This is a genomic window from Cupriavidus sp. AU9028 (assembly GCF_019795295.1).
Lineage (GTDB): Bacteria > Pseudomonadota > Gammaproteobacteria > Burkholderiales > Burkholderiaceae > Cupriavidus.
On the sequence record NZ_JAIMCG010000001.1, the window covers coordinates 175,246 to 199,442 of the forward strand.

Sequence of the window (24,197 nt, forward strand, 5' to 3'; positions counted from 1 at the left end):
GGATGGACAGGCTTCGCGCCATGGAGCTCTTTCTGTCGATCTCGAAGACGGAAAGCTTCTCGGAGACGGCGCGCCAGTTCGGGGTGTCGGCGACATCGGTCTCGCGCATGATCACCGACTTCGAGAGCGAGCTGAACGTGAAGCTGCTGATGCGCTCTACCCGGCAGGTGGTGCTGACCGAGGCGGGGCAGGAGTATGCGCGCGAGCTGGAAGGCATCCTGTGGAACATCGGCCAGGCGCACCGCAATATCACCGAGATCCGCTCCGCGCCCAAGGGCACGCTACGGGTGCACTCGCGCATGATGTTCGGGCTCGGCGTGCTGCCCGCGCTGGTGGCAGACTTCCGCCGGGAATACCCGGACATCCATATCGAACTGGTGCTGTCCGAATCGAAGACGGACCTGCGCCGCAACAACTTCGATATCGACTTTCGCATCTCGCCGCCGGTCGAGGCCGGGCTGAAGCGCCGCATCCTGTTTCGCAGCGAGCGCTACCTGGTCGCATCGCCGTCATACCTGAAGCGGCGGGCGCCGCTGCGGGAGCCCACCGATATCCTGCAGCACGAATGCATGGCGTACCTGCTTCCCGGCGGCCAGCCGAGCTGGCGCTTCCGGCGCGACGGCGCGATCGAGGAGGTCAGCTTCAAGCCGCGCCATGTCACCAACAGCGGCGTGGCGCTGCAGGAGCTGGCGCGGCTGGGCGAGGGCATCGCGCTGCTGGATGACTATACGGTCCATCGCGATATCTCCAGCGGCACGCTGGTGCGGCTGCTGCCCGACTATCAGATCACCAACACCACGTTCGAGGAAGGGATGTACGCGACCATCCTCGATACCGCGACGATCCCCGCCAAGATCCGCCTGTTCCTCGACTTCGTCGCCTCGCAGGTATCGGGTGAGGCGCTGCGCTTCTCCGCCTACGGAAAGTCCGGCGCGCGGCACGTCGCGAGCGAAAGCGCGCAGGCGCCCGCCGTCGATGCTGCCGGTGCTGCCGGCGAGGCTCGGCAGGCCGAGGCCTAGGGTCCCGCCATTGCCGGCACCGCGATCCGGCATTCGGGCCGCGGCGCGCCGCGCCAACCGGTACCGCGCAGCCGCAGCAGGGCGCCGTCCAGTTCACCGTTGGCGCGCAGCCGTCCGCTGTCGCGGATCGTCGTGACGTAGAGGTCCGCGAGGTCCTCGCCGCCGAAGCACAGCGAAGCCGGGTGCGCCACCGGCAAGGGGATGCGGTGCGTCAGCGTGCCGCTCGCGTCAAAGCGCGCCAGCGCCCCCACGCGCACCAGCGCAGTCCATAGCCCGCCTTCACTGTCGAAACAGCAGCCATCCGGTCCGGAATCCCACGGCTGGGTATCGACGAAGCGCTCGCGCGCGCGCCACCGGCCCGCGCTGTCGATGCGGTAGCGGTAGATCGCCCGGGCCGCGCTGTCGCAGACATAGACCTCCTTGCCCGACGGGTGGGCCACCGGTCCATTGACGATGGCGAGGTCGCGGTCCAGCTGCGCAAGCCGCCCGGCCGGGTCGAGCCGGTACAGGCCGCCCAGCGGCGGCTCGCTGTCCCCGCGCACCGGATGCATGGTGCCCACCACGAAGCTGCCGTCCGGCATGGCGGCGCCATCGTTCAGCCGCAGATGGGGATGGCGCTCGTCCAGCGCCGCCACCGTGCGCAGCGCGCCGGTGGCAGGGAAGAGCAGCGCGATCTCATGCTGCAGCGCGACCACCACACTGTCCGGGCCGTTCAGCGCCATCGAACCGAGTGGCGCAGGCAGTTCGATCACGCGATGCTCACCGCTGCCCGGATCGACCAGGATCACGTGACCCCGGCGGCAATCGAGCATCCACAGCCGCTGCTGCCGCGCATCCCACACCGGGCACTCGCCCAGGTCGGTGCATAGCGTGCCAACGCGCTCGATCTGCATGGTGTCTTCCTTGTGTGTATTGGCCCGGCGCCATGAAGCGGAAATGCTAGCGGGTCCGCCATGCGCGGAATATGGCGGATTCCTGCAGGACAGAACCGACGAGATTGGCGGAAATTGACGGGGGAGTCCGTTCATATAATCGGACCACACCAGCTGCCAGCATCCCGTGCCGGCGCAGATACGATGAAGGAGACACCATGAAGCACGCACACAGCGGGCTGCGGCGCGCGCTCGCCCCGGCCTCTCGCAGGAGCCCTGTCAACGCGATGGGAGTGCGGCGATGAGCGAGAAATCGGTCCTGATGGAAATCTCCGATGGCGTAGCGCTGGTGACGTTGAGCCGCCCGCCGGTCAATGCGCTGAACCGCGCCATGCGCCACGAGATTGTCGCCACCTTCGATGAAATTTCCGAGCGCGACGATATCCGCTGCGCGGTGCTGACCGGCGCGGGCAAGGTGTTCTGCGCCGGCGCCGATCTGAAGGACCGTCCCGATCCCGACGTGGCGGGCGACTTCCTCGAGCACAACCGCATTACCCGCGAGACCGGCAACGCCATCCGCGAATGCGCCAAGCCGGTGATCGCGGCGGTCAACGGCGTGGCGCTCGGAGCCGGCATGGGCCTGGTGGCGTCGTGCGACATTCTCTATGCGGCGGAAGAAGCGACCTTTGGCATGCCCGAGATCAACGTGGGGCTGGCGGGCGGCGCGTCGATGCTGCGCACGCTGTTCGGCCGCTCCACCATGCGGCGCATGTTCTATACCGGCCAGCGCCTGACGGCGCACGACCTGCTGCGCCGCAATGTGCTGGAAGAGGTGCTGCCCGCCGAGCAGCTGCTGCCGGTGACGATGGCGCTGGCGCGCGAGATCGCCGAGAAGGCGCCGCTGGCGATTGCCTACGCCAAGCGCGCCTGCAATATGGTCGAGGTGATGCCGCAGCGCGACGCCTACCGCTTCGAGCAGGAATTCACCATGGCGCTGTCCCGCACCGAGGATGCGCGCGAGGCGCGCATGGCCTTCCTCGAGAAGCGCAAGCCGCAGTTCAAGGGGCGCTGATCATGCTGCAATCCATGCAACGTCCTGGCGCGGGCCTGGACGGGTTCTTTCACGCCCGCAGCATTGCCATCGTCGGCGCGTCCGACGACATCACCAAGATCGGCGGCCGTCCCATCTACATGCTGAAGAAGCACGGGTACGCCGGCCAGATCTATCCGGTCAACCCGAAGGGCGGCACCGTGCAGGCGCTGACCGCCTATCGCTCGGTGCTCGATCTGCCTGAAGCGCCCGAGCTTGCCATCGTCGCGGTGCCGGCTGCCGCCACTGCCGCCGCATTGCGCGATTGCGGTGCGCGCGGCGTGCGTTGCGCCATCGTGCTGTCCTCGGGATTCGCCGAACTGGGCGACGAGGGCGCGGCGATGCAGGCCGAACTCGTGCAGATCGCCCGCGAGCACGGCATGCGTGTGCTCGGCCCGAATTGCCTTGGCACCGTCAACGTACCCGACAAGCTGATCGGCTCGTTCTCGATCAGCCTGGAGGAAAACATGCCGCCGGCGGGCATCGTCGGCATCGTGTCGCAGTCGGGCAATGTCGGCAGCCACACGATGGCGACGGTCGCTCGGCGCGGGCTCGGTGTGAGCCGCTTCATGGCTACCGGCAACGAGGCCGACGTCGATATCGCCGACGGCATCGCCGCGCTGGCCGAGGACGAGGACACCCGCATCATCCTGTGCTGCATGGAAACCTGCCGTCATGCCCGCCGGCTGACCGGCGCGCTGGAGCTGGCGCGCAGCCGCGGCAAGCCGGTGCTGGTGCTCAAGGTCGGCGCCACCGAATCGGGGCAGGCAGCGGCCGCCTCGCACACCGGCGCGATGATGGCGTCGGATGCGGTGATCGACGCGGTGTTCCGCCGGCACGGCGCGCTGCGGGTGCGCTCGGTCGAGGAGCTGATCGAGGTCGGCCACGCCGCGGCGCTGCTGATGCCGCAGCGGCTGCCCCGCAACGACGCCGTCACGCTGCTGGCCGCCTCCGGCGGCTTCGGCGTGATGATGGCCGATGCGATGAGCGACGCGGGCCTGCGGCTGCCGGCGCTGTCCGAGGCGACCCGTGCGCGCATTCGCGAAGCGGTGCCGGCCGCCGGTACCGGCAATCCGGTCGATGCCACCGCGCAGATGTCCAGCCGGCCGGAAATCCTGCTCAAGATGCTCGGCGCGTTGCTGGAGGACGAGTCGGGCAGCACGCTGGTGATGTTCATGTCGCTGTCGCTGTACAGCACGCGGCTGCGTGGTATCTACCTCGACGCGCTGGCGCAGGTGCGCGCCAGCCATCCGGACCGCACCTTCGTCATCGTCGGGCAGGGCCCGGCAGACGCGATCGCGCAGATCCAGGGTCTCGGCATCCCGGTGTTCAGCACGATTCTCGACGCTGCCCGTGGCCTGGCAGGACTGGTACGGCTCGCCAAACTGGAGCGCACGCCGGTGCAGCCCATCGCGGTCACGCAAGCGGCGCCGCTCGATGCCGCGGTCTTCGCCAACGAGTACTGCGCCAAGCGCGTGCTGCGCGATGCCGGTATCGAGGTGCCGGCCGAGACCATCGTGGGCAGCGCCGACGACGCCGTACAGGCCGCCGAGGCGATCGGCTATCCGGTCGTTCTCAAGATCGTCTCCCCCGATATTCCGCACAAGACCGAAGCCGGCGGCGTGCTGCTGGACCTGCGCTCGGCCGACGCGGTACGGCAGGCCTATGACACGGTCACCGCCAATGCCGCTCGGCATGCACCGCGGGCCCGCATCGATGGCGTGCTGGTCGCGCCGATGCTCAAGGGCGGCGTGGAGATGATCGCCGGCGTCTCGCAGGACCCGGTGTTCGGCCCGGTCGTGATGGTTGGCATGGGCGGCATCCATGCCGAGATCCTGAAGGACGTTGCCGTGCAGGTGGCGCCGGTCAGCGAGGACGAGGCAATGGCGATGATCCGCTCGCTGAAGATGTTCCCGCTGCTGGACGGCGCACGCGGACGGCCGAAGGCTGACGTCTCCGCCGCCGCCCGCAGCGTGGCGCGGCTGTCCGAGTTCGCCTGCCGCCATGCGCTGCAGGTCGCCGAGATCGACATGAACCCGGTGCTGGTACGGCCGCAAGGCGAGGGCGCGATCGTGCTCGATGCGCTGATGATCGCTGCCACGCCCGCCGCCGCGCCCCACACCGACTGAGAACTGCCATGCATATCGACAAACACATAGCGGTGCCGGACCCCGCGGCCGGGCCCGAGGTCTACCGCCAGCATGCCCGCAACTGGCTGCGCGGCAATCTGCCCGAGTTCATGCGCGCCGACAGCCCGGACTATCGCACCCCCACGCTGGAGGAATGCCGCGAGTGGGAAGCGAGCATGTATCAGGCCGGGCTGGCGGGCATGACGTGGCCCAGGGCCTACGGCGGCCACGGCCTGACCCTGCGCGAGCACCTTGCCGTCAACAAGGAGATCGGCGCGCTGCTGATGCCCGAGAGCGTCAGCTCGATCGGCAAGGAACTGGCCGGCCCGATCATCATGAAGGTGGGCACCGAGGCGCAGAAGCAGGCGTTCCTGCCCGCCATCCTCAATATGCGCGAGTACTGGTGCCAGGGCTTCTCCGAACCGGACGCCGGCTCCGACCTCGCCCGGCTGCGCACGCGCGCGGTGCGGGAGGGCGACCATTGGCGCATCAATGGCCAGAAGATCTGGACCAGCGGCGCGGCCAAGGCGCACTACTGCCTGCTGCTCACGCGTACCGGCACGGTGGCGGACAAGCACCGCGGCCTGCTGATGTTCGCGGTGCCGATGGACACGCCGGGCATCCGCGTGGTGCCGATCAAGTCGATCGACGGCAAGGAGTCGTTCGCCGAAGTCTTCTTCGACGACGTGGTGGTGCCCGACAGCGCCCGGCTCGGCGCGCCCGACGACGGCTGGAACGCCGCCATCCGCGTGCTCTCGATCGAGCGCGCCACCAACCGGATGTACCGGGCCTGGCGCTTCGAGGCCGAACTGCGCCATCTGGTCGCGGCATGCAAGTCCGACGCGCAGCTCGCGCCGGCGCTCGAAGACGGCTATACGCAGCGCGCCATCGGTGAAGTGGTGGCGCAGATCGACGCGCTCAAGGGGCTGGTCGAGCAGACCGTGTCCAGCATGATGGCCGGCGAATCGATCGGCGCGCGTGGCTCGCTGACCAAGCTGTACTGGTCCGAATGCCACCAGGCGTTTGCCGGGCTGGCGCTGTCGCTGCTGTCGCAGGTCGGCCCGCACTCCAGCGCGCAGGCGCGCCGTGCGCGCAAGTCCTTCACCCAGGCCTACCTGTTCGCGCGCGCCGAAACCATCTATGCCGGTACTTCCGAGGTGCAGCTGGACGTGATCGCACAGCGCATCCTGAACCTGCCGAAGGATCTGACATGACCACGCACCACGACGAACTGCGGCCCGAGGAATTCGCCCAGGCCGCCACCGAAGCCATCGCCGATGCGCTCGCACGCGACGCGGGCGAGGCACCGCGCGTATTGGCCGAGGCAGGGCTGTTCGGTGTCTGCGCCGCCGAGGACGATGGCGGCCTGGGATTGCCGCTCGAATTCGCGCTGCCCGTGGTCAATGCCGCAGGCCGCCTGCAGCTGCGTCTGCCGCTGCCGGAGCAGATCCTGCTGGCGTCGGCGCTGCGCGGCACGCCCCAGGCCGAAGCGCTGGCAGCCGGCGAGAAGCTTGCCACCATCGCGTGGCAGGGCAGTGTGCAGCAGGGCACTGCGGCCCACGCCCGCCACGTCGCGCAGTGCGACTGGGTGCTGGTGGACGATGGCGGCGGCGCGGTGCTGCTGGAGGTATCGAGCCTGTCCGTGCAGAAGGATGGCGCCCTCGATCCGGATGCGCCGCAAAGCTGGCTCGATCTGCGCGGCGCCACCGTGGTGGCCCGCATCGATGCGCCGGCGCGCGCGGCGCTCGTGCACGCGTCGGCCCTGCTGATGGCGGAACTGGCCAACGGCGCCGCCGAAGCCGCGCTCGAACTGACGGCGGGCTATATGGCCACGCGTGTGCAGTTCGGCCGTCCGCTGTCGGCCAAGCAGGCGGTGCGTCATCTGCTGGCGCGCATGAAGCTGCTGCAGGAGGCGTCGTCCGCCGCCGTGCGGCGCGCGCTGCGCAGCAATGAATTCGGCGAGGCGCGCGGCGCCCGCCCGGCGCTGGCCGGCGCCATCGCCAACTCGGCATTCATCCTGGAGAAGGCCATCCATCTGCACGGCGGGATGGGCTTCACCTGGGAAGTGCCGTTGCACTACTCGCTGCGCGAGATACGCAAGCTCGATGCCGCCTTCGGCGCCGGCGCGCTGCCGCGCGGCATCGGTCAGGACTTTATCCGCAGCGTCTGAGGAGACACCATGCAACAGGATCTTTCCGGGCGCGTGGCGCTCGTCACCGGCGCGGGCGCCGGCATCGGCCGCGCCACCGCGCGCCAGCTTGCCGCACGCGGCGCCATCGTCGCGATCAACGACCTCAAGGAGGAGCTGGTCAACGACGCGGTCGAAGATATCCGCCGCAACGGCGGCGAAGCCATCGCGGTGGTGCAGAACGTCTCCACCCGCGAGGGCATCCAGGAGGCGGTGCGCATGGCCGCCGCGCACCGCCATCGTTTCGACATCCTGGTCAACAACGCCGCCTGGGTGCGCTACCAGTCCGTGCCGGAGATCATGCCCGAGACCATGGACCGCATGCTCGATATCGGCTTCAAGGCGGTGGTGTGGGGCATCCAGGCCGCCACCGAGGCGATGGATGGCGAGTGCGGCGGCGCCATCGTCAATGTCGCATCCACCGCCGCACTGGTGTCCGCGCCCAATTCTGTCGTCTATTCGGGCATCAAGGCCGGCATTCTGGGCGTGACGCGCGCCGCCGCGGCCGAACTGGGCGCGCGCAACATCCGCGTCAACGCGGTCTGTCCCTCGGCGATTCCGACCGAAGGGACGCAGCGCAATCGCAATGCCGAGCGCGATGCGCTGCGGGTCTCGCGCACGCCGATGGGGCGCCTGGGCACCGTCGACGATGTCGCCATGGCGATCTGCTATCTCGCCAGTGACGAAGCGCGCTTCATCACCGCGCAGGCGCTGGCGGTGGACGGCGGCGTGACCTTCACCAACCTCTGATCTTGGCTACGGTCCTGATCACCGGCGCGGCCGCCGGCATCGGCCGCGCCGCGGCGCACCGGCTTGCCCGCGACGGCTGGCGCTGCCTGCTGGTCGATCGCGATGCCGCCCGGCTGGACGCCGCGCTGCGAAGCCTGCCCGCCGGCATGCACGGCGATCATCTGGCGCTGCAGGCCGACCTTGCCGACGCCGCCGCCATCGAAGCGGTGGCGCGGCGCGTGCGCGCCAGCGGCCCGCTCGATGCGCTCGTCAGCAATGCCGGCATCTCGGACAACAGCAACCGCGGCATCGAGCAGCAGGATGCCGCGCGCTGGCGCACGGTGCTCGATGTCAATCTGCATGCACCGGCGCGGCTGGTCGAGGCGCTGTCGCCCGTCCTCAACCCGGGCGCGCGGGTCGTCAACGTGGCTTCGGGCGCCGGGCTGCGCGCGATTCCATGGCGCGGCGCGTATAGCGCCAGCAAGGCCGGCCTGATCGCGATGTCGCGGGCGCTGGCGCGGCAGCGCCGGGACCTGTGCGTGACAGCGCTGTGTCCCGGCTTCGTGCGCACCGAGCTGGTCGATGGGTTGATCGCCAGCGGGCAACTGGACCCGGCGCGCGCGGTCGCCAAGATTCCGCTGGGCCGCATGGCCGAGCCAGCCGACATCGCCGAGACCATCCGCTTCCTTTGCGAGGCCGATGCCGCGCCGTTGTCGGGGCTGGTGCTCAGCGTCGACGGCGGGTCGTCGGTGTTCGGCGGCAGCCAGGCCTTTGCGCCTGCGGTGGGCGAGCCGGTCGCGCTGGACGCCGCGGCGCATCTGCGTGTCGAGGGCGCTGCTGGCGCGCACGCGCCTGGCCTGGCCGATGTGGCGCCGAGCGGGGAAGGGCACGGCGGGGAAGCGCAGGGCGGCGGGCAGGGCTATTGCGGCGTGATCGACCTCACGCCCGCCCACGCGTCGCCCGGTGCACGGCTGGAAGCGGTACGGGCGTCCGCTTGCCGCTTCGCCGGCCAGCATCCGCACGATGCCAGCCTGACCCTGCTGCTGCCGCGCGAGGATCGCGACGATTGGCGCGCGGCCGCCGACGCCGCGGCGGCCCGCATGCTGGTCGCCACGCTGGCCTGCGAATGGGGCCAGCGCGCGCTGCGCATCAACGCGGTGCAGTGCGAAGTGACGGCGTCCCCGGCGTCATCGCTGCGCTATCTGCCCCTGTTGCGCTATCTCGCCGCCCCCGCCGCGCGCTGCATCACCGGACAGGTGCTCACGATGCCGTCCTGAGCGGCGCAGCCGGCCACCACTGTATTCCCACGGTATTGCGTCATGCCGCTCGCCGAGCCGGCAGGGACGCGCTTTTCCTGCGTCGTTGCCCGCTGCGCCATGCATCGGGCAGCGCGCGGTTCACAACAAAACGAGGAGACGAAACCAATGAAGGGAAGACTTGCCGTACCCGCCGCGCTGTCGCTGGCGTGCGCATTGCCGCTGCAGGCACAGGCCAGCGTCACGCTGTACGGTGTCATCGACAATGGCATCGAGTACGCCAATCACCAGCCCGAGGGCGGCGGTTCGATCGTGCGGATGTCCTCGGCCAACATCGCCGGCTCACGCTGGGGCCTGCGCGGCGAGGAAGACCTGGGCGGGGGACGCAAGGCGGTGTTCGTGCTGGAGAGCGGATTCGACGGCGACACGGGCCGCTCCTCGCAGGGCGGGCGCCTGTTCGGCCGGATGGCCTATGTCGGCATGCAGGGGCGTTGGGGCAGCCTGCTGGTCGGCCGTCAGCAGAATGCGCTGTTCGACTTCATCGGCCCGTACGATCCGATGCTGCTGGCGCCGCGCTATTCCATCATGAACCAGGACGTCGCCTTCGTCTCGCGCGCCGACAATACGGTCAAGTACCTCGGCCGGTTCGGCGGGGTCACCGCCTCGGCGATGTACAGCTTCGGCGCCGAGAGCAGCCGTCCCGACGGCAGCGAGGTACCCGGGGAACCGAAGCTGGGCAGGGAGTACGGCCTGCGCCTGAGCTACGCCGCCGGGCCGTTCGGCATCGGCGCCGTCTATGACGAGATCAACTCCGGCACCACCACCGTCAACCCCGATGCCAAGACCCGCCGCGCGGTGCTGGCCGGCTTCTACGACTTCGCGTCGATCAAGACCTTCCTCGGCTATCGCTGGGCGCGGGCCTATGACGGCGCGCTGCTGCCCGGCGCGGCCGTGGGAGCCGGCAACCAGGGCTCCAGCCTCTGGTGGACGGGCCTGCGCTGGGAAGCCACGCGCGCGGTCGCGCTGACCCTGGCTGCCTACTACCAGGACTTCCGCAACACCGGCAGCGATCCGTGGCTGTTCGTCGGCCATGCCCGCTACGCCTTTTCCAAACGGACGGAGGCGTACCTGAGCGTGGGTTATGCGCTGAACCGGGGCGAGGCCAATCTCGGCGTCGCCTCCGGCGTCGGCGGCTTTGGCTACGCGCCGCCCGGTACCAACCAGCTCGGCACCGTGGTCGGCATCCGGCATATCTTCTGATCAACCCTCGCCGCGCAGCAGGGCGTAGACCGGATCGTCCGGGAAGCGCCCGCCCACCGGCTGCCGCGGACCGAACTGCTCGGCCTGCGGCTTGCCGGTGGCGGCGAGCGGCCGGATCCAGTCATAGACCACCACGCGCCGGGCGATGCGCCACTCGCCCCGGCGCTTCTCGAAACGGTCCACATAGCGGCCCGCCAGGAACAGCTCCTGCGCCTCGCCAGTCTCGTCGGGCCGGCGCTGCAGCGCCTGGAAGTACGACTCCACCGCGGCCCACTCCCCGTGCAGCGCGATCGACAGGTTGGAGATCATGTGGATGGATCGTTCGCTGGTCCTGAGCCGCTCCAGCACCCAGTCGATGAAGCCGCTGGCGCTGCCCGAGTACGGTCCGTGCCGGTCAGTGCCGTCCTCCCAGTAGGCGCTGCGCAGCGCCGCCTCGTCGCAGCGGTCCACGCCGCGGCAATACCGGTACAGGCATTCGCGGATCGCTTCCCGGTCCAGCAACTGCGTCAGAACGCTCTGCGGCTCCGCTTCGTATGTCATCGTCATGATTTCCCCTGTCATATGGCACGTCCATTCTGTGACAGGCGGCTCCGACCATTGCGGCGCAATCCGGGATTGTGTTCTGCAAGCCATCGATGCGCTCCCGCTTGAAACGAAGCAAGGCGCGCGTAGCCGGTACGGCCAGAGACCTTCGGGGGGATTGCAAGACTCGCCCTCTTGCTGTGAGAAGATCGCTGCATTATTGGGCAGAGACATCGACGTGCCATCGACATTGCCAAAGACTCTGGCGGCCGTGGGCGCGCCGGATCGCGACTTTTCGGCATCGGGGGACGGGGCCTGCGGATTTTCCTGGGACGACCTGCGCATCATCAGGACGCTGAGCGAATGCGGCAGCCGGTCGGTGGCGGCGCGCTTCGACGGTGCAAGGTTGCGCGGTGGGGCGGCGGCCCCGGCGGCAGCCCGTGCCTGGCCCGCATCCGGCTGCGTCTCTACCTAGGGTTTCTACCTATTCAGCCGTCGTCTTGAAAACCGGGGTGCCCGTCCCTATAATTAGCACTCGTCGGGTGCGAGTGCTAACAGTGAGCTGTGGGCGCCACCCGACGTCGAATTTCGATGGCTGCCGGCTGGCGGCCGATCTCCGAATCAATGCTCACACTTGTACCAAGGAGTCCGTATGAATCTGCGTCCTTTGCACGACCGCGTGATCGTCAAGCGTCTGGACAATGAAACCAAGACCGCTTCCGGCATCGTGATTCCCGACAATGCTGCCGAGAAGCCCGATCAGGGCGAAGTGCTGGCCGTTGGTCCCGGCAAGAAGGATGACAAGGGCGCCAGCATCGCCCTCGACGTGAAGGTGGGTGACCGCGTGCTGTTCGGCAAGTATGCCGGCCAGGCCGTCAAGGTCGATGGCCAGGAACTGCTGGTCATGCGCGAAGAAGACATCATGGCCGTCGTCGCCAAGTGATGACGCACCGGGCGCGCCGCGCCCGGGTCCCGCGCATCGCTGCCCGCCCCGGCGGCGGGCCAAGGCTTCATCAGGCAATTCCTGTACAGAATCTGGAGAGATAGAACATGGCAGCTAAAGACGTAGTGTTCGGCGATTCCGCACGCCACAAGATGGTCGAAGGCGTCAACATCCTGGCCAACGCGGTCAAGGTGACCCTGGGTCCGAAGGGCCGCAACGTGGTGCTGGAGCGCAGCTTCGGCGGCCCGACCGTCACCAAGGACGGCGTGTCGGTGGCCAAGGAAATCGAGCTGAAGGACAAGCTGCAGAACATGGGCGCGCAGATGGTCAAGGAAGTCGCTTCCAAGACCAGCGACAACGCCGGTGACGGTACCACCACCGCTACCGTGCTGGCCCAGTCGATCGTCCGCGAAGGCATGAAGTATGTCGCCGCCGGCATGAATCCGATGGACCTGAAGCGCGGCATCGACAAGGCCGTTGGCGCCGCCGTCGAAGAGCTGAAGAAGCTGACCAAGGCCACCACCACCAGCAAGGAAATCGCCCAGGTTGGCGCGATCTCGGCCAACAGCGACGAAGTGATCGGCAAGCTGATCGCTGAAGCGATGGACAAGGTCGGCAAGGAAGGCGTGATCACCGTCGAAGACGGCAAGTCGCTGGCCGACGAGCTGGAAGTCGTGGAAGGCATGCAGTTCGACCGCGGCTACCTGTCGCCGTACTTCATCAACAACCCGGACAAGCAGGTCGTCCAGCTGGACAACCCGTTCGTGCTGCTGTTCGACAAGAAGATCTCGAACATCCGCGATCTGCTGCCGGTGCTGGAGCAAGTGGCCAAGTCGAGCCGTCCGCTGCTGATCATCGCCGAGGACGTCGAAGGCGAAGCGCTGGCTACCCTGGTGGTCAACAACATCCGTGGCATCCTGAAGACTGCCGCCGTCAAGGCGCCTGGCTTCGGTGACCGCCGCAAGGCCATGCTGGAAGACATCGCCATCCTGACCGGCGGTACCGTGATTGCCGAGGAAGTCGGCCTGACGCTGGAAAAGGCCACGCTGCAGGACCTGGGCCAGGCCAAGCGTGTCGAGATCGGCAAGGAAAACACCATCATCATCGACGGTGCTGGCGACGCTGGCGCGATCGAAGGCCGCGTCAAGCAGATCCGCGCGCAGATCGAGGAAGCCACCTCGGACTACGACCGTGAAAAGCTGCAAGAGCGCGTGGCCAAGCTGGCCGGCGGTGTTGCCGTGATCAAGGTTGGCGCTGCCACCGAAGTCGAGATGAAGGAAAAGAAGGCTCGCGTCGAAGACGCGCTGCACGCCACCCGCGCTGCCGTTGAAGAAGGCATCGTCCCCGGCGGCGGCGTGGCACTGCTGCGTGCCCGTGCTGCCATCTCGAACCTGACCGGCGAAAACGCCGACCAGAACGCCGGCATCAAGATCGTGCTGCGCGCAATGGAAGAGCCGCTGCGTCAGATCGTGCTGAACGCCGGCGAGGAAGCGTCGGTCGTGGTCGCCAAGGTCATCGAAGGCCAAGGCAACTTCGGCTACAACGCTGCCAGCGGCGAGTACGGCGATCTGGTCGAGATGGGCGTGCTGGACCCGACCAAGGTCACCCGCACCGCGCTGCAGAACGCCGCATCGGTCGCTTCGCTGATGCTGACCACCGACTGCGCCGTGTCGGAACTGCCGAAGGACGAGTCGGCTCCGGCAATGCCGGCTGGCATGGGCGGCATGGGCGGCATGGACGGCATGATGTAAATCGGCTGTCGCGCCGGTCCGCGGGCCGCGAGCAATCGCGGCACCGCTGGGCAATTGCGAAGAAAAACCCCACGGGCTTCGGCTCGTGGGGTTTTTTGTTTTCTGGCGGCGCAATCGCCGCCCGGAATTGATGAGTAGGGTTCACTACCGTATGCCGATTTGACCGTCTTCTCAACGCGCGAGGGCGGCCATACAGTTTCCTTCTATGTGAACCTCGCCAAAGGAAACCCATGTCCCTGTTACTCAGACTCGCACTGTGCGCGACGACCATGCATGCCACTTCGGCTCTCGCCGCCGAGCCGCAAGGCAACGCCTCGGCCGCTGCACAGCAGGGCGAACAACAGATCGCCCGTGCAGGCGAGCAGGCGTCCGTCGCTGGCCCGGCGCAGTACTTCACCGGCAGCGTACGGGTCGATCCGGTCTGGCCCGCTGACCAGCACATCAACGCTTCAGGCAGCCTGGTCACCTTCGAGCCGGGTGCGCGTTCGGCCTGGCATACCCATCCTGCCGGTCAGCGGCTGGTTGTCACCGCCGGCGTGGGCCTCACGCAGCAGTGGGGCAAGTCGGTCCAGGTCATCCGGCCCGGCGACACGGTCTGGTGCCCGCCGGGCGTCAAGCACTGGCACGGTGCCGCGCCGAACACGACGATGACTCATCTGGCTGTCACCGGCACGGTCGATGGCAAGAACGTGAACTGGATGGAGAAAGTCACCGATGCGCAATACAACGCCCGCTGAGCGGGGCAAACCGCGTCAGCCGGGCAAAGTGCGTCTGCGCGCTGGTACGTTGGCCGTGGCGCTGGGGCTGGTAGCGGCATGGAGCCACTCCGCCCATGGACAGGAGGGCCCCCAGATGACGCAACGCCCGGCCAGCGCAGCCAGCGCTTCCGACACCCTCGACGCGCGCCAGCAGGCCATCGTGCCCATTGCGGCCTTCGCCGCCGCAGGCGACCTCGCCCGGCTGAACGCGTCGCTCAATCAGGGTCTGGATGCGGGCCTGACGGTCAGCGACGCCAAGGAAATCCTGTTGCAGCTCTATGCGTATGCGGGATTTCCGCGCAGCCTCAATGCGCTGGGCGAATTGATGAAGGTGGTCAAGACGCGCGAGCAGCAGGGCAGGCGGGATGCTCCCGGCAGCGCGCCGAGCTGTCCCATTCCGAAGGGCGATGCGCTGCTGGCCGCCGGGACCGCCAACCAGACGCGACTGTCCGGAGCACCCGTCGCCGGGCCCTTGTTCGCCTTCGCGCCCGAGGCGAACGAATATCTGCGCACCCATCTGTTCGGCGATATCTTCGAGCGCGACAACCTCGACTGGCGAAGCCGCGAGCTTGCGACGGTCGGCATGCTGTCGGCGCTTCAGGGTGTCGAGTCGCAATTGCAGGCGCACATGCGCATCAGCATGAACGTGGGGCTGACGCCAGGCCAGTTGCATCAGCTCGCCGACGTGCTGGCCGAGCGCGCGGACGCCGATATGGCGCGGCGCGCGCGCGGGGCGCTGCAGCGGCAGCTGGCGGCGAGCAAAGGCCACTGAAGCGACAGATCCGCGCTTGCCGCGGCCTAGACCTGCACCACGCAGTTCCAGTCGAAGCGCGTGTTCTCCAGCGTGCCGTCGCGCCGGCGCACGTAGCCGCGCGGGTTGCAGATGACGCGGCATTGGCCAACGCGGTAGTCGAAGCTGGTGTGGGTGTGGCCGTGGATCCAGAGGTCGGCCTGCTCGACCAGGTCGGGACGGCGGGAGATGAAACCGGCCGAGGCGACATCGCTGGCATAGCGCTCGTCCAGGCTTCCGATGTCGGGGGCGTGGTGGGTCACCACCACGGTCTTGCCCGCGAACGGGCGCGACAGTTCCTGAGCGAGCCACGCGGTTTCGGCCCGGTGCCTTGCCAGCGCGTCGGCCGGGGTGAAGGGGCGGGTGCCGCCGTCCTCGTCCACCTCGATGCGCCGATGGTCCAGCAGGGTGGCGGCGCAGACCTCCATCGCGTGGCTACGGCGGTCCACCCCGAACAATTCATAGTCGGCCCACCACGTCACCCCCAGCACGCGCACCGGCTGGGCCGTCTCGGTCGCGAACACCGCCACCTGGCCGTCGAGAAGATCGACATTGGCGACGCTCGCCGCCGCCTCTCGCATCTGCGCAGCGGCGCGCGAAAGGGTGCGCTCGTAGTATTCGTGGTTTCCCGGGACATAGACCACCGGGCCGGCAAAGGTGCGAGCGGCCCAGGCGATGCCGTCGCCGCCGTTGCCGATATCGCCGGCCAGTATCACCAGATCGGCGTCGCAGGCGGGTACCTCGGCCGGGGTATGGTGCTCCAGATGCAGGTCGCTGAGGATGCGCAGTTTCATGGGGGCTCCGGCGTGGGGTGGAAGTGCCAGTGTCGGCTGCGCTGCGGCACCGGTCAATCCGCTGTTGAAGCGACGGTGGTTTGCTCCCCTCGCCCGCTTGCGGGAGAGGGGCCGGGGGAGAGGGAAACAGGCGCTCGATTGGCGATGTCGCCATAGCAAGTGCTCGATGCCCTCTCCCCCGCCCCTCTCCCACTCGTGGGAGAGGGGAGCAAACCGCGCGCGCCTCCCATGCATTCAGGTTGCTGTTTCCCTTCGCCGGGCCGCGCCAGGGCAGAGCAAAACCTCAACGCAGCACCGGCCGGTCGTCCAGCTGATTCGCGTCCGGCTCGCCGTGATGCGGGAAATGCTGGGCGAGCAGTTCATGGATCTGCGCCACCGCCGCCAGCACCGGTTCCACCGACAGCGCGTGCGCAAGCCCGCGCGCGAGGGACTGGCACAGCGCCGCCCATGTTTCATGGCCGACCCTGGCATCGATGCCACGGTCGGCCAGCAACTCCACCGCATGATCGGCCAGATTGACATAGAGCAGCACGCCGGTGTGATCGGTGGTGTCCCAGACGTCGAGCGCCGCAAACAGCGAGCGCGCGCGCTCGCGCGGCGAGACGCCGGACAGTGCCTGCAGGAAGGGCAGGCTGGACTCGATCACGACGCGGACCTCACCTCGGTGCCGCAGCTCGCCGTCGGCGATCGCCTGCTGCAGCCGGGACAAGGCGTCGGGCGGGAAATGCCGGCGGGCGTATCCCGCGGTGGTGGCGGTGTGCCGCAGCGCGCGGCGCCATCCTGTCTGCTGTGTGGCCATGCGCGCTCCCTTACCAGTTGCCCGAGGCGCCGCCGCCATCGAATCCGCCACCGCCTCCGCCGCCGAAGCCTCCGCCGCCGAAGCCGCCACCCCCGAATCCACCGCCATGGTGACGGCCCCAGCCGCCCATGCCGCCCAGCCCGCCAAGTCCGCCCACCGTGCCGGCGGCATTGTCCCAGCCGCGGCGGCCGACCACGATGCCGCGCTTGCGCTGGCGCGATGCACCGATCAGGAAGAACACGATGATGGCCAGCGGAAACAGCACCGGCAGCCAGTCGGACAGCAGGCCGGCGTCCTGCGCGCGGCCGCGCGGCTGCGGCCCAGGCAGTGCTTCCTTGTCGATGGTGGCCTGGATCGCCGAGATGCCGGCCGCCAGTCCGCCATAGAAGTCGTTCTGGCGGAAGTGCGGCGCCATGATGTCCTGCAGGATGCGCTTGGACATGGCGTCGGTCAGCGAGCCCTGCACGCCGCGACCCACTTCGAGCCGCATCTTGCGCAGCCCGGTTGGATTGTCCTTGGCGATCAGCACGATCACCCCGTCATCGATGCCCTTGCGTCCGGCGCGCCAGGCATCGGCGACGCGAATGCCGTACGCCTCGATGGTCTCGGGTGCGGTGGTGGGCAGCATCAGCACGAAGATCTGGCTGCCACGCTGGCGCTCGTAGTCGGCCAGCACGTTCTCCAGGGCGCTGCGCTGCGCGGCGCTCAGCGTGCCAGTCTGGTCGGTGACGCGCTGGGTCAGCGGCGGCACCGCGACGAAGCCCTGCTGCGCCTGCGCAGGGGCCGGCGCCAGCCAGACCAGGGCCAGCAGCAGCGCGACAAAGGGCGCTGCCAGGCGCCCCAGCCCGGCTGCGCGCCAGCAAGCGGAGAGGGAAAGGGGCGCGGTCATCGCCGTGCCCCGGTTCAGAATTGCACCTTGGGCGGCGTGGAAATGGCCTTCTCGTTCTCCACGGTGAAGGAAGGCCGCACGTCATAACCGAACATCTTCGCGGTCAGGTTGGTCGGAAAGCTGCGCGCCAGCACGTTGTAGTCCTGTACCGCGGCGATATAGCGCTGGCGCGCCACCGTGATGCGGTTCTCGGTCCCTTCGAGCTGCGATTGCAGGTCGCGGAACGACGCGTCGGCCTTCAGGTTCGGATAGTTCTCGGCCACCGCCAGCAGCCGCGACAGCGCGCCGCTCAATTGCCCCTGTGCCTGCTGGAAGCGGGCGAAGGCTTCCGGGTCGTTCAGCGTCTCCGGGGTGATCTGCACCTGCGTGGCGCTGGCGCGCGCCTGCGTCACCGCTTCCAGCGTCTCGCGCTCATGGGAGGCATAGCCCTTGACCGTGTTGACCAGATTCGGAATCAGGTCGGCGCGGCGCTGGTACTGGTTCACCACCTCGCCCCATGCCGCCTTCACCGCCTCGTCCTTCGACTGGAAATCGTTGTAGCCGCAGGCGCTCAGCACGCTGGCCAGGCAGGCCAGCAGCAGCCAGCGCAACGGCTGCAGCAAGCGGGAGATTGCATCCGGCTGGCTGGACGGTCGCATCGAACGGGTCGCGAAGGCTCGCATGTAGTGACTCCATCGTTATCGAAAAGGAGGTCCGGCACGGCCACAGGCCGGCTGCCGGGCGGGACGCGGGGCGCTTACCCCTTGGCGAACGCGCGCCGGGCGGCGTCGAAGGTGGCATCCAGAATCGCATCGTCGTGGCACGCACTGACAAAGCCCGCTTCGAACGCGGACGGCGCCAGGTAGACGCCGGCCTCCAGCATCGCGTGGAAGAAGCGGTTGAAGCGCGCAGTGTCGCATTGCGTGACCTCGGCGAAGCTGCCCGGCACCGTGTCGCGGAAGTAGAGGCCGAACATGCCGCCGACCGCATCTGCGCAGAACGGCACCCCGGCCTCCCGCGCCGCCGCGGTCAGGCCGTCGGCCAGCTTGCGGGTCTGCGCGCCGAGGCGGTCATGAAAGCCCGGCGCCTGGATCAGCTTCAGCGTCGCCATGCCGGCCGCGACCGCCAGCGGGTTGCCCGACAGCGTACCGGCCTGATAGACATTGCCCAGCGGCGCGAGTTTCCCCATGATGTCGCGGCGGCCGCCGAACGCCGCTGCCGGCATGCCGCCGCCGATCACCTTGCCCAGGCATGTCATGTCGGGCTTGATGCCGTAATGGGCCTGCGCGCCGCCCAATGCCACGCGAAAGCCGGTCATCACCTCGTCGAAGATCAGTACCGTGCCGTGCTCGGTGCACAGTTCGCGCATGCGCTGCAGGAAGGCCGCGCTGGCGCGCACCAGGTTCATGTTGCCGGCGATCGGCTCGACGATGACCGCGGCGATCTCGCCGGGATGCCGCGCGAAGGCCTGCTCCAGCTGCTCGACATGGTTGTACTCCAGCACCATGGTGTGCTGGGCGACATCGGCGGGCACGCCGGCCGACGAGGGGGCGTTCTGCGTGGTATCGGCGAAGGTCAGCAGGCCGGAGCCGGCCTTGACCAGCAGGCTGTCGGCATGGCCGTGATAGCAGCCCTCGAACTTGACGATCAGGTCGCGCCCGGTGAAGCCGCGGGCCACGCGCAGCGCGCTCATGGTGGCTTCGGTGCCCGAGGAAACCAGCCGCACCTGCTCGATCGACGGCACCAGCTTGCAGATTTCCTCGGCCATGTCGATCTCGCCCTCGGTCGGCGCGCCGAACGAAAAGCTGCCGGCTGCGGTCTGCTGCACCGCGCGCACCACCTCCGGATGCGCGTGACCGACGATCATCGGCCCCCAGGAGCCGATGTAGTCGATGTAGCGCTGACCGTCCGCATCCCACATGTAGGCGCCTTCGGCGCGCGTGATGAAGCGCGGCGTGCCGCCCACCGAGCGGAAGGCCCGTACCGGGGAATTGACGCCGCCGGGAATGGTGGCCTGGGCGCGGTCGAAGAGTTGCTGGTTTCGGGACATGGTCAAGGAGGAGAGTAAGGGGATGTTTGGCAGGGTGACCGACGGGGTCACCGCGGGGCCGGGTCGGACGCGCTCGGCTGGCGCGTGTGGGGCCGATTCGGTACTATCTGCGCTGATTTTAATCTAGAGAACTGCAACAACCTCATGGAATACAAGACCTGGATGTGCCTGATCTGCGGATGGATCTACGACGAGGCCGCTGGCGCGCCCGAGGATGGCATTGCGCCGGGCACCAAGTGGGAGGACGTGCCCATCAACTGGACCTGCCCGGAATGCGGTGCCCGCAAGGAAGATTTCGAGATGGTCGCGATCTGACCCGCGGCCGGCCCGGCGCCGGGGGTCGGCCCGGCCCGGCCCGGCCACGGATGTCCCGGCGAGCCATTCAGCCGGAGAACGGTCCCCGCCCCCGCAGCGCATTGGCCACCATCATCAAGGCCAGCAGGAACGGCAGCGCGACATAGAGAGCCCAGTGCACGCGATCGCCGATGGTATCGCCCCACTTGCGCTTGAAGACCTGCAGCCGGGGCATGCCGGACGGATTGGTGGCGCGCTTGTTCCGCACATGCCAGGCCATCCAGAAAAAGAAGATGGCGAAGGTGACGGACAGGAAATTGATGTTACCCATGCTGGATCGCGATTGTTTTCAGAGTGGTAAAGCCGTATAGCGCCTCGAAGCCCTTCTCGCGGCCGTGGCCGGAGCGGCCGCTGCCGCCGAACGGCAGCTCCACGCCGCCGCCGGCGCCATAGTTGTTGATGAAGACCTGGCCCGCGCGCACCTTGCGCGCGATCCGCAGCTGGCGGGCGCCGTCGCGCGTCCACAGGCCGGCGACCAGGCCATAAGGCGTGCCGTTGGCCAGCGCGATGGCCTCGTCCTCCGTGTCGAAGGGCATCGCCGCCAGCAGTGGACCGAACACTTCCTCCTGCGCCAGACGGTGCTGCGGCGGCACGTCGCGCAGCAGCATCGGCACCTGGTAGAAGCCGGTTTCCGGCGCCTCGGCGATGATTTGCCCCTGCGCCATCACCGCGATGCCGGCGTGCTGCGCGTCGGAGACGAAATCCCAGACGCGCTGCTGCTGCTTGCGGCTGATCAGCGGCCCGCAATCGACCTCCTGATCCCACGGCCCCACGCGCAACGCCTCGAACACGGTGGCAAGGCGGTCCAGCAGCGCGTCGTACAGCGGCCGCTCGACCAGCACCCGGCTGCCGGCCGAGCAGGTCTGGCCGGCGTTCTGCACGATGCCATTGACGATCACCGGCACCAGCGCATCCAGGTCGGCGTCGGTGAAGACGATCTGCGGCGACTTGCCGCCCAGTTCCAGCGTCACCGGCACATGGTTCTCGGCGGCCAGCTGGGCCACCAGCTTGCCGGTTTCGGGCGAGCCGGTGAAGGACAGGTGATCGATGCCCGGATGGCGGGCGAGGGCGGCGCCAGCCTCATGGCCGTATCCGGTCACCAGGTTCAGCGCCCCCGGCGGCAGCCCGGCTTCGGCGGCCAGTTCCGCCACGCGCAGCAGCGACAGGCAGGCGTCCTCGGCCGGCTTGACCACGCACGCGTTGCCGGCGGCCAGCGCCGCCGCGACGCTGCGGCCGAAGATCTGCAGCGGATAGTTCCAAGGAATGATGTGACCGGTCACGCCATGCGGCTCGCGCAGGGTCAGCACCGTATAGCCGTTCTGGTAGGGCAGGGTTTCGCCGTGCAGCTTGTCGGCCGCGCCTGCATAGAACTCGAAGTAACGGGCGACGGCGCGGGCATCGGCATGCGCCTGGCGCAGCGGCTTGCCGGTGTCGCGCGCCTCCAGCTTGGCCAGCGCGTCTTCCTGTTCGGCGAGCAGGTTGGCAAGCCGCATCAGGACACGGCCGCGTTCCATCGGCGAGGTCTCGCCCCAGGGGCCGCCAAGCGCCTGGCGCGCCGCGTGGACCCCGGCGTTGACATCGGTGGCATTGCCGCGCGCGACTTCGGCAAAGGGCGCGCCGGTGGAGGGGTCGAACACCTTGATGCGCAGGCCGGAATCCGGCGCCATCAGGCGGTTGGCAATGAAGTGCTGGGCATGCATGGCGAAACTGCTCCCGCGAGAAATCGACAGCCGGCATTATCGCCCAGCAAGGCGCCAATCCGTGCGCCGCGCCGCTTTGCGGCAGCAGCGAGCCGCTATAATGCCCGCCATCCGACAACCGCAACATCAACGGCAACTTCAGGCCCTGGAGAATCCCATGAGCTTCAACCTCGTCCCGCCGGGCAAGGATATCCCCAACGATTTCAACGTCATCATCGAGATCTCGGCGCAGAGCGACCCGGTCAAGTACGAGGCCGACAAGGAAACCGGCCTGCTGTTCGTCGACCGTTTCATCGGCACCGGCATGCGCTATCCGGCCAACTACGGCTTTATTCCGCAAACGCTGTCGGGTGACGGCGACCCGGTCGACGTGCTGGTGCTGTCCCCGTTCCCGATCCTGGCCGGCGCCGTGGTGCGCTGCCGCGCGCTGGGCATGCTGAAGATGACCGACGAGTCCGGCGTCGACGCCAAGCTGATCGCCGTGCCGGTGGACAAGCTGTCGCCCGCGACGGCCTTCATGAAGGGCCTGTCCGACGTGCCGCAGAACCTGCTGGATCAGATCAAGCACTTCTTCGAGAACTACAAGGCGCTGGAAGCCGGCAAGTGGGTCAAGGTAGAAGGCTGGGCCGGCATCGAAGAGGCGCACAAGGAAATCAGCGACGGCGTCGCGAACTACAAGAAGTAAGCTCGGCCATCGCCTTCTGCGATGGTTTTCCCCTCTCCCACTTGTGGGAGAGGGGTAGGGGAGAGGGTTGCTGCACTGGCAGACCGCGCTGGTTCGCAGGTGCCCCTTGCCCTCTCCCCCGGCCCCTCTCCCGCAAGCGGGCAAGGGGAGCACACCCCGCGCCTCCTACCTTTCTTCCTCCCGATACGGCGTCCTGTCGTTCAACTCGTCCAGGTACGCGTCGATTCCCTGCCGCTCCCGCGCCAGGAACCGCTCCACCGCATCCGCGAAGGCCGGATGCGCCAGCCAGTGCGCCGAGCGCGTGGAGACTGGCATGAAGCCGCGCGCCATCTTGTGCTCGCCTTGCGCTCCCCCTTCGAACGTGCGAATGCCGCGTTCGATGCAGAACTGCTGCGGCTGGTAGTAAGCCGTCTCGAAGTGCAGGCAGGGGTGATGCTCCAGCGCGCCCCAATACCGTCCGTATAGCGTGCTGATGCGGGGATCGTCGTCATAGACCAGCAGCGACGCCGCGATCGGTCGGCCTTCGCGCTCGGCGATCACCATCAGCAGATGCTGCGGCATCGCCGCGCCGATCCGCTGGAAGAAATCCAGGTTCAGGTACGGCGTCGAATGATGCTCCCGGTAAGTCTGCCGGTAGCAGCGATGAAAGAAGCGCCATTCCTGCTCGCCGATATCGTGGCCCGCGACATGGCGGAAGGCGATGCCGGCTTCCGCCACACGGCGCCGCTCGGCGCGGATGTTCTTGCGCTTCTTCTGCGACAGCGTGGCAAGGAACGCCTCGAAATCCGCATAGCCAGGGTTGGTCCAGTGAAACTGCACGCCATGGCGCAGCAGCATGCCCGCCTCGCGCATCGACTCCGCCTCGCTGGCTTCGGGAAACAGCACATGCAGCGACGACAGCCCGCTTTGCCGCGCCAGCTCCAGCGCCAGATGCAGCAGCACCGTACGGACCTCGTCGTCGTCGGCCAGCAGCCGGTTGCCCTGCACCGGCGTGAACGGGACCGCCGAGAGCCACTTTGGGTAATAGGGCAGGCCGTGCTCTGCGTAGGCATTGGCCCAGGCCCAGTCGAAGACGTACTCCCCGTACGAGTGGTCCTTGGCGTAGAGCGGCATGGCCGCGGCCAGCCGCTCCCCTTCGTGGTGCACCTTGCCGCCCGCGCCAGGATCGGTCGGATCCCATTCGACCCTGTATTTTTTACCATCGGCGAGGTGAATCTCCAGTCGCGTTCCCGCGGTATCGGCATCCGGGTGCGCCGTACCGTCGCCACCGGCGCCTTGCCATAGCGTCAGGAAGCGAGGCTGCCAGCCGGTTGCCGCACTGGCGCTGCCGCTGGCGTGCAGGGCGTGGAGAAAGGCATGGCGCAGGAACGGGGTCGGGTGGGACTGGCGCGCCAGCAGCGCATCCCAATCTGCGGCCGGGATGGCGTGCAAGTCGTCCACAAGGCGCATGCGATAATGGGCCACGCCAGGCGCCTTGCCCGTTGCGGAATGCCCGCGCTGCGGCGGGAGTCGGCTGTCTTTGGTCTGAGTCACGCTGAATCGGGCTGGGTCAGGGGTTTGCCCCCGGAACAATTATTGCCGGAATCGCGGCAAGGGGTCTTCCCTGCGCACCGCCCGAGGTTCGGGGCAGACGCCCGCCA

The 24,197-nt window shown here is 68.1% G+C and carries 24 protein-coding genes; 14 read left to right on the forward strand and 10 right to left on the reverse strand.

The genetic code is table 11. From position 1 onward, the window contains the following. Nucleotides 1-2: 2 nt before the first annotated feature. Nucleotides 3-1,019, forward strand: coding sequence for a LysR family transcriptional regulator (locus tag K6V06_RS00790; protein WP_222239671.1), 1,017 nt, complete (start codon nucleotides 3-5; stop codon nucleotides 1,017-1,019). Here the strand turns inward: K6V06_RS00790 and K6V06_RS00795 are convergent. Then, on the reverse strand, nucleotides 1,016-1,912 hold the full coding sequence (locus tag K6V06_RS00795) for an SMP-30/gluconolactonase/LRE family protein (RefSeq protein ID WP_222239672.1): 897 nt from the start codon (nucleotides 1,910-1,912) through the stop codon (nucleotides 1,016-1,018). The genes K6V06_RS00790 and K6V06_RS00795 overlap by 4 nt on opposite strands. 280 nt (nucleotides 1,913-2,192) lie before the next feature. Here K6V06_RS00795 and K6V06_RS00800 point away from each other — a divergent pair, with 280 nt between their 5' ends. The 7 genes from K6V06_RS00800 to K6V06_RS00830 all read left to right on the forward strand — a co-directional run bounded on the left by K6V06_RS00800 (nucleotide 2,193) and on the right by K6V06_RS00830 (nucleotide 10,543). Then, a complete protein-coding gene (locus K6V06_RS00800; protein ID WP_222239673.1) occupies nucleotides 2,193-2,963 on the forward strand; it encodes an enoyl-CoA hydratase/isomerase family protein in 771 nt (256 codons plus the stop codon). A gap of 2 nt (nucleotides 2,964-2,965) precedes the next feature. Then, nucleotides 2,966-5,110, forward strand: coding sequence for an acetate--CoA ligase family protein (locus K6V06_RS00805; RefSeq protein ID WP_222239674.1), 2,145 nt, complete (start codon nucleotides 2,966-2,968; stop codon nucleotides 5,108-5,110). An 8-nt stretch (nucleotides 5,111-5,118) separates the two neighbouring features. Then, on the forward strand, nucleotides 5,119-6,324 hold the full coding sequence (locus K6V06_RS00810) for an acyl-CoA dehydrogenase family protein (RefSeq protein WP_222239675.1): 1,206 nt from the start codon (nucleotides 5,119-5,121) through the stop codon (nucleotides 6,322-6,324). Then, nucleotides 6,321-7,280 carry an acyl-CoA dehydrogenase family protein gene (locus K6V06_RS00815; RefSeq protein WP_222239676.1) on the forward strand — a complete coding sequence of 320 codons (960 nt, stop codon included), beginning with the start codon at nucleotides 6,321-6,323 and terminating at the stop codon, nucleotides 7,278-7,280. The genes K6V06_RS00810 and K6V06_RS00815 overlap by 4 nt, the downstream gene beginning before the upstream one ends. A gap of 9 nt (nucleotides 7,281-7,289) precedes the next feature. Then, nucleotides 7,290-8,048, forward strand: coding sequence for an SDR family NAD(P)-dependent oxidoreductase (locus K6V06_RS00820; RefSeq protein ID WP_222239677.1), 759 nt, complete (start codon nucleotides 7,290-7,292; stop codon nucleotides 8,046-8,048). 2 nt (nucleotides 8,049-8,050) lie between these two features. Beyond that, nucleotides 8,051-9,304, forward strand: a complete 1,254-nt coding sequence (locus tag K6V06_RS00825) for an SDR family NAD(P)-dependent oxidoreductase (RefSeq protein ID WP_222239678.1) — start codon at nucleotides 8,051-8,053, stop codon at nucleotides 9,302-9,304. A gap of 147 nt (nucleotides 9,305-9,451) precedes the next feature. Further along, entirely contained in the window at nucleotides 9,452-10,543 is a 1,092-nt protein-coding gene (locus K6V06_RS00830) for a porin (RefSeq protein WP_222239679.1), read from the forward strand. Here the strand turns inward: K6V06_RS00830 and K6V06_RS00835 are convergent, their stop codons facing one another. Next, entirely contained in the window at nucleotides 10,544-11,089 is a 546-nt protein-coding gene (locus K6V06_RS00835) for a nuclear transport factor 2 family protein (RefSeq protein WP_255581498.1), read from the reverse strand. A gap of 628 nt (nucleotides 11,090-11,717) precedes the next feature. Here K6V06_RS00835 and groES point away from each other — a divergent pair. The 4 genes from groES to K6V06_RS00855 all read left to right on the forward strand — a co-directional run bounded on the left by groES (nucleotide 11,718) and on the right by K6V06_RS00855 (nucleotide 15,289). After that, nucleotides 11,718-12,008: a co-chaperone GroES gene (gene groES / locus K6V06_RS00840; RefSeq protein ID WP_222239680.1), complete on the forward strand. Its 291-nt coding sequence runs from the start codon at nucleotides 11,718-11,720 to the stop codon at nucleotides 12,006-12,008. Nucleotides 12,009-12,115: 107 nt separating this feature from the next. Beyond that, the gene (gene groL / locus K6V06_RS00845) at nucleotides 12,116-13,759 is read left to right on the forward strand and encodes a chaperonin GroEL (protein ID WP_222239681.1); all 1,644 of its coding nucleotides are present in this window, start codon (nucleotides 12,116-12,118) and stop codon (nucleotides 13,757-13,759) included. Nucleotides 13,760-13,989: 230 nt separating this feature from the next. Beyond that, entirely contained in the window at nucleotides 13,990-14,496 is a 507-nt protein-coding gene (locus K6V06_RS00850; RefSeq protein ID WP_255581499.1) for a cupin domain-containing protein, read from the forward strand. Nucleotides 14,497-14,611: 115 nt separating this feature from the next. After that, the gene (locus K6V06_RS00855) at nucleotides 14,612-15,289 is read left to right on the forward strand and encodes a carboxymuconolactone decarboxylase family protein (RefSeq protein ID WP_222239682.1); all 678 of its coding nucleotides are present in this window, start codon (nucleotides 14,612-14,614) and stop codon (nucleotides 15,287-15,289) included. Nucleotides 15,290-15,315: 26 nt separating this feature from the next. Here K6V06_RS00855 and K6V06_RS00860 read toward each other — a convergent pair whose 3' ends face one another. From K6V06_RS00860 to hemL, 5 genes are all read right to left on the reverse strand, one after another. Then, a complete protein-coding gene (locus K6V06_RS00860) occupies nucleotides 15,316-16,101 on the reverse strand; it encodes a metallophosphoesterase (RefSeq protein WP_222239683.1) in 786 nt (261 codons plus the stop codon). Nucleotides 16,102-16,384: 283 nt separating this feature from the next. Then, nucleotides 16,385-16,900 carry a TPM domain-containing protein gene (locus tag K6V06_RS00865; protein ID WP_222239684.1) on the reverse strand — a complete coding sequence of 172 codons (516 nt, stop codon included), beginning with the start codon at nucleotides 16,898-16,900 and terminating at the stop codon, nucleotides 16,385-16,387. Between the two features lie 10 nt (nucleotides 16,901-16,910). Next, nucleotides 16,911-17,789: a YgcG family protein gene (locus K6V06_RS00870; RefSeq protein ID WP_222239685.1), complete on the reverse strand. Its 879-nt coding sequence runs from the start codon at nucleotides 17,787-17,789 to the stop codon at nucleotides 16,911-16,913. 14 nt (nucleotides 17,790-17,803) lie between these two features. Beyond that, nucleotides 17,804-18,427, reverse strand: coding sequence for a LemA family protein (locus K6V06_RS00875; protein WP_222239964.1), 624 nt, complete (start codon nucleotides 18,425-18,427; stop codon nucleotides 17,804-17,806). 98 nt (nucleotides 18,428-18,525) lie between these two features. Continuing rightward, nucleotides 18,526-19,818 (reverse strand): glutamate-1-semialdehyde 2,1-aminomutase, encoded by a 1,293-nt coding sequence (gene hemL / locus K6V06_RS00880; RefSeq protein ID WP_222239686.1) that lies wholly within the window; start codon nucleotides 19,816-19,818, stop codon nucleotides 18,526-18,528. Nucleotides 19,819-19,962: 144 nt separating this feature from the next. Between hemL and K6V06_RS00885 the strand changes: the two genes are divergently transcribed. After that, on the forward strand, nucleotides 19,963-20,133 hold the full coding sequence (locus K6V06_RS00885) for a rubredoxin (protein ID WP_008644874.1): 171 nt from the start codon (nucleotides 19,963-19,965) through the stop codon (nucleotides 20,131-20,133). A 67-nt stretch (nucleotides 20,134-20,200) separates the two neighbouring features. Here the strand turns inward: K6V06_RS00885 and K6V06_RS00890 are convergent, their stop codons facing one another. Further along, the gene (locus K6V06_RS00890) at nucleotides 20,201-20,443 is read right to left on the reverse strand and encodes a hypothetical protein (RefSeq protein WP_222239687.1); all 243 of its coding nucleotides are present in this window, start codon (nucleotides 20,441-20,443) and stop codon (nucleotides 20,201-20,203) included. Continuing rightward, entirely contained in the window at nucleotides 20,436-21,872 is a 1,437-nt protein-coding gene (locus K6V06_RS00895; protein WP_222239688.1) for an aldehyde dehydrogenase family protein, read from the reverse strand. The genes K6V06_RS00890 and K6V06_RS00895 overlap by 8 nt, the downstream gene beginning before the upstream one ends. 157 nt (nucleotides 21,873-22,029) lie before the next feature. On the opposite strand from K6V06_RS00895, the gene ppa reads away from it, so the two are divergent. Beyond that, nucleotides 22,030-22,557: an inorganic diphosphatase gene (gene ppa, locus K6V06_RS00900; RefSeq protein ID WP_222239689.1), complete on the forward strand. Its 528-nt coding sequence runs from the start codon at nucleotides 22,030-22,032 to the stop codon at nucleotides 22,555-22,557. A gap of 165 nt (nucleotides 22,558-22,722) precedes the next feature. Here ppa and K6V06_RS00905 read toward each other — a convergent pair whose 3' ends face one another. Continuing rightward, entirely contained in the window at nucleotides 22,723-24,006 is a 1,284-nt protein-coding gene (locus K6V06_RS00905) for a GNAT family N-acetyltransferase (RefSeq protein ID WP_222239965.1), read from the reverse strand. Between the last annotated feature and the right edge of the window lie 191 nt (nucleotides 24,007-24,197).

Coding starts and splice junctions, on each gene's coding strand:
- K6V06_RS00820 (WP_222239677.1), top strand. CDS start 7,290: ATGCAACAGGATCTTTCCGGGCGCGTGGCGCTCGTCACCGGCGCGGGC.
- hemL (WP_222239686.1), bottom strand. CDS start 19,818: ATGTCCCGAAACCAGCAACTCTTCGACCGCGCCCAGGCCACCATTCCC.
- K6V06_RS00865 (WP_222239684.1), bottom strand. CDS start 16,900: ATGGCCACACAGCAGACAGGATGGCGCCGCGCGCTGCGGCACACCGCC.
- K6V06_RS00805 (WP_222239674.1), top strand. CDS start 2,966: ATGCTGCAATCCATGCAACGTCCTGGCGCGGGCCTGGACGGGTTCTTT.
- K6V06_RS00815 (WP_222239676.1), top strand. CDS start 6,321: ATGACCACGCACCACGACGAACTGCGGCCCGAGGAATTCGCCCAGGCC.
- ppa (WP_222239689.1), top strand. CDS start 22,030: ATGAGCTTCAACCTCGTCCCGCCGGGCAAGGATATCCCCAACGATTTC.
- K6V06_RS00835 (WP_255581498.1), bottom strand. CDS start 11,089: ATGACGATGACATACGAAGCGGAGCCGCAGAGCGTTCTGACGCAGTTG.
- K6V06_RS00885 (WP_008644874.1), top strand. CDS start 19,963: ATGGAATACAAGACCTGGATGTGCCTGATCTGCGGATGGATCTACGAC.
- K6V06_RS00800 (WP_222239673.1), top strand. CDS start 2,193: ATGAGCGAGAAATCGGTCCTGATGGAAATCTCCGATGGCGTAGCGCTG.
- K6V06_RS00870 (WP_222239685.1), bottom strand. CDS start 17,789: ATGACCGCGCCCCTTTCCCTCTCCGCTTGCTGGCGCGCAGCCGGGCTG.
- K6V06_RS00810 (WP_222239675.1), top strand. CDS start 5,119: ATGCATATCGACAAACACATAGCGGTGCCGGACCCCGCGGCCGGGCCC.
- K6V06_RS00895 (WP_222239688.1), bottom strand. CDS start 21,872: ATGCATGCCCAGCACTTCATTGCCAACCGCCTGATGGCGCCGGATTCC.
- K6V06_RS00860 (WP_222239683.1), bottom strand. CDS start 16,101: ATGAAACTGCGCATCCTCAGCGACCTGCATCTGGAGCACCATACCCCG.
- groES (WP_222239680.1), top strand. CDS start 11,718: ATGAATCTGCGTCCTTTGCACGACCGCGTGATCGTCAAGCGTCTGGAC.
- groL (WP_222239681.1), top strand. CDS start 12,116: ATGGCAGCTAAAGACGTAGTGTTCGGCGATTCCGCACGCCACAAGATG.
- K6V06_RS00905 (WP_222239965.1), bottom strand. CDS start 24,006: ATGCGCCTTGTGGACGACTTGCACGCCATCCCGGCCGCAGATTGGGAT.
- K6V06_RS00790 (WP_222239671.1), top strand. CDS start 3: ATGGACAGGCTTCGCGCCATGGAGCTCTTTCTGTCGATCTCGAAGACG.
- K6V06_RS00830 (WP_222239679.1), top strand. CDS start 9,452: ATGAAGGGAAGACTTGCCGTACCCGCCGCGCTGTCGCTGGCGTGCGCA.
- K6V06_RS00850 (WP_255581499.1), top strand. CDS start 13,990: ATGTCCCTGTTACTCAGACTCGCACTGTGCGCGACGACCATGCATGCC.
- K6V06_RS00890 (WP_222239687.1), bottom strand. CDS start 20,443: ATGGGTAACATCAATTTCCTGTCCGTCACCTTCGCCATCTTCTTTTTC.
- K6V06_RS00855 (WP_222239682.1), top strand. CDS start 14,612: ATGACGCAACGCCCGGCCAGCGCAGCCAGCGCTTCCGACACCCTCGAC.
- K6V06_RS00875 (WP_222239964.1), bottom strand. CDS start 18,427: ATGCGACCGTCCAGCCAGCCGGATGCAATCTCCCGCTTGCTGCAGCCG.
- K6V06_RS00795 (WP_222239672.1), bottom strand. CDS start 1,912: ATGCAGATCGAGCGCGTTGGCACGCTATGCACCGACCTGGGCGAGTGC.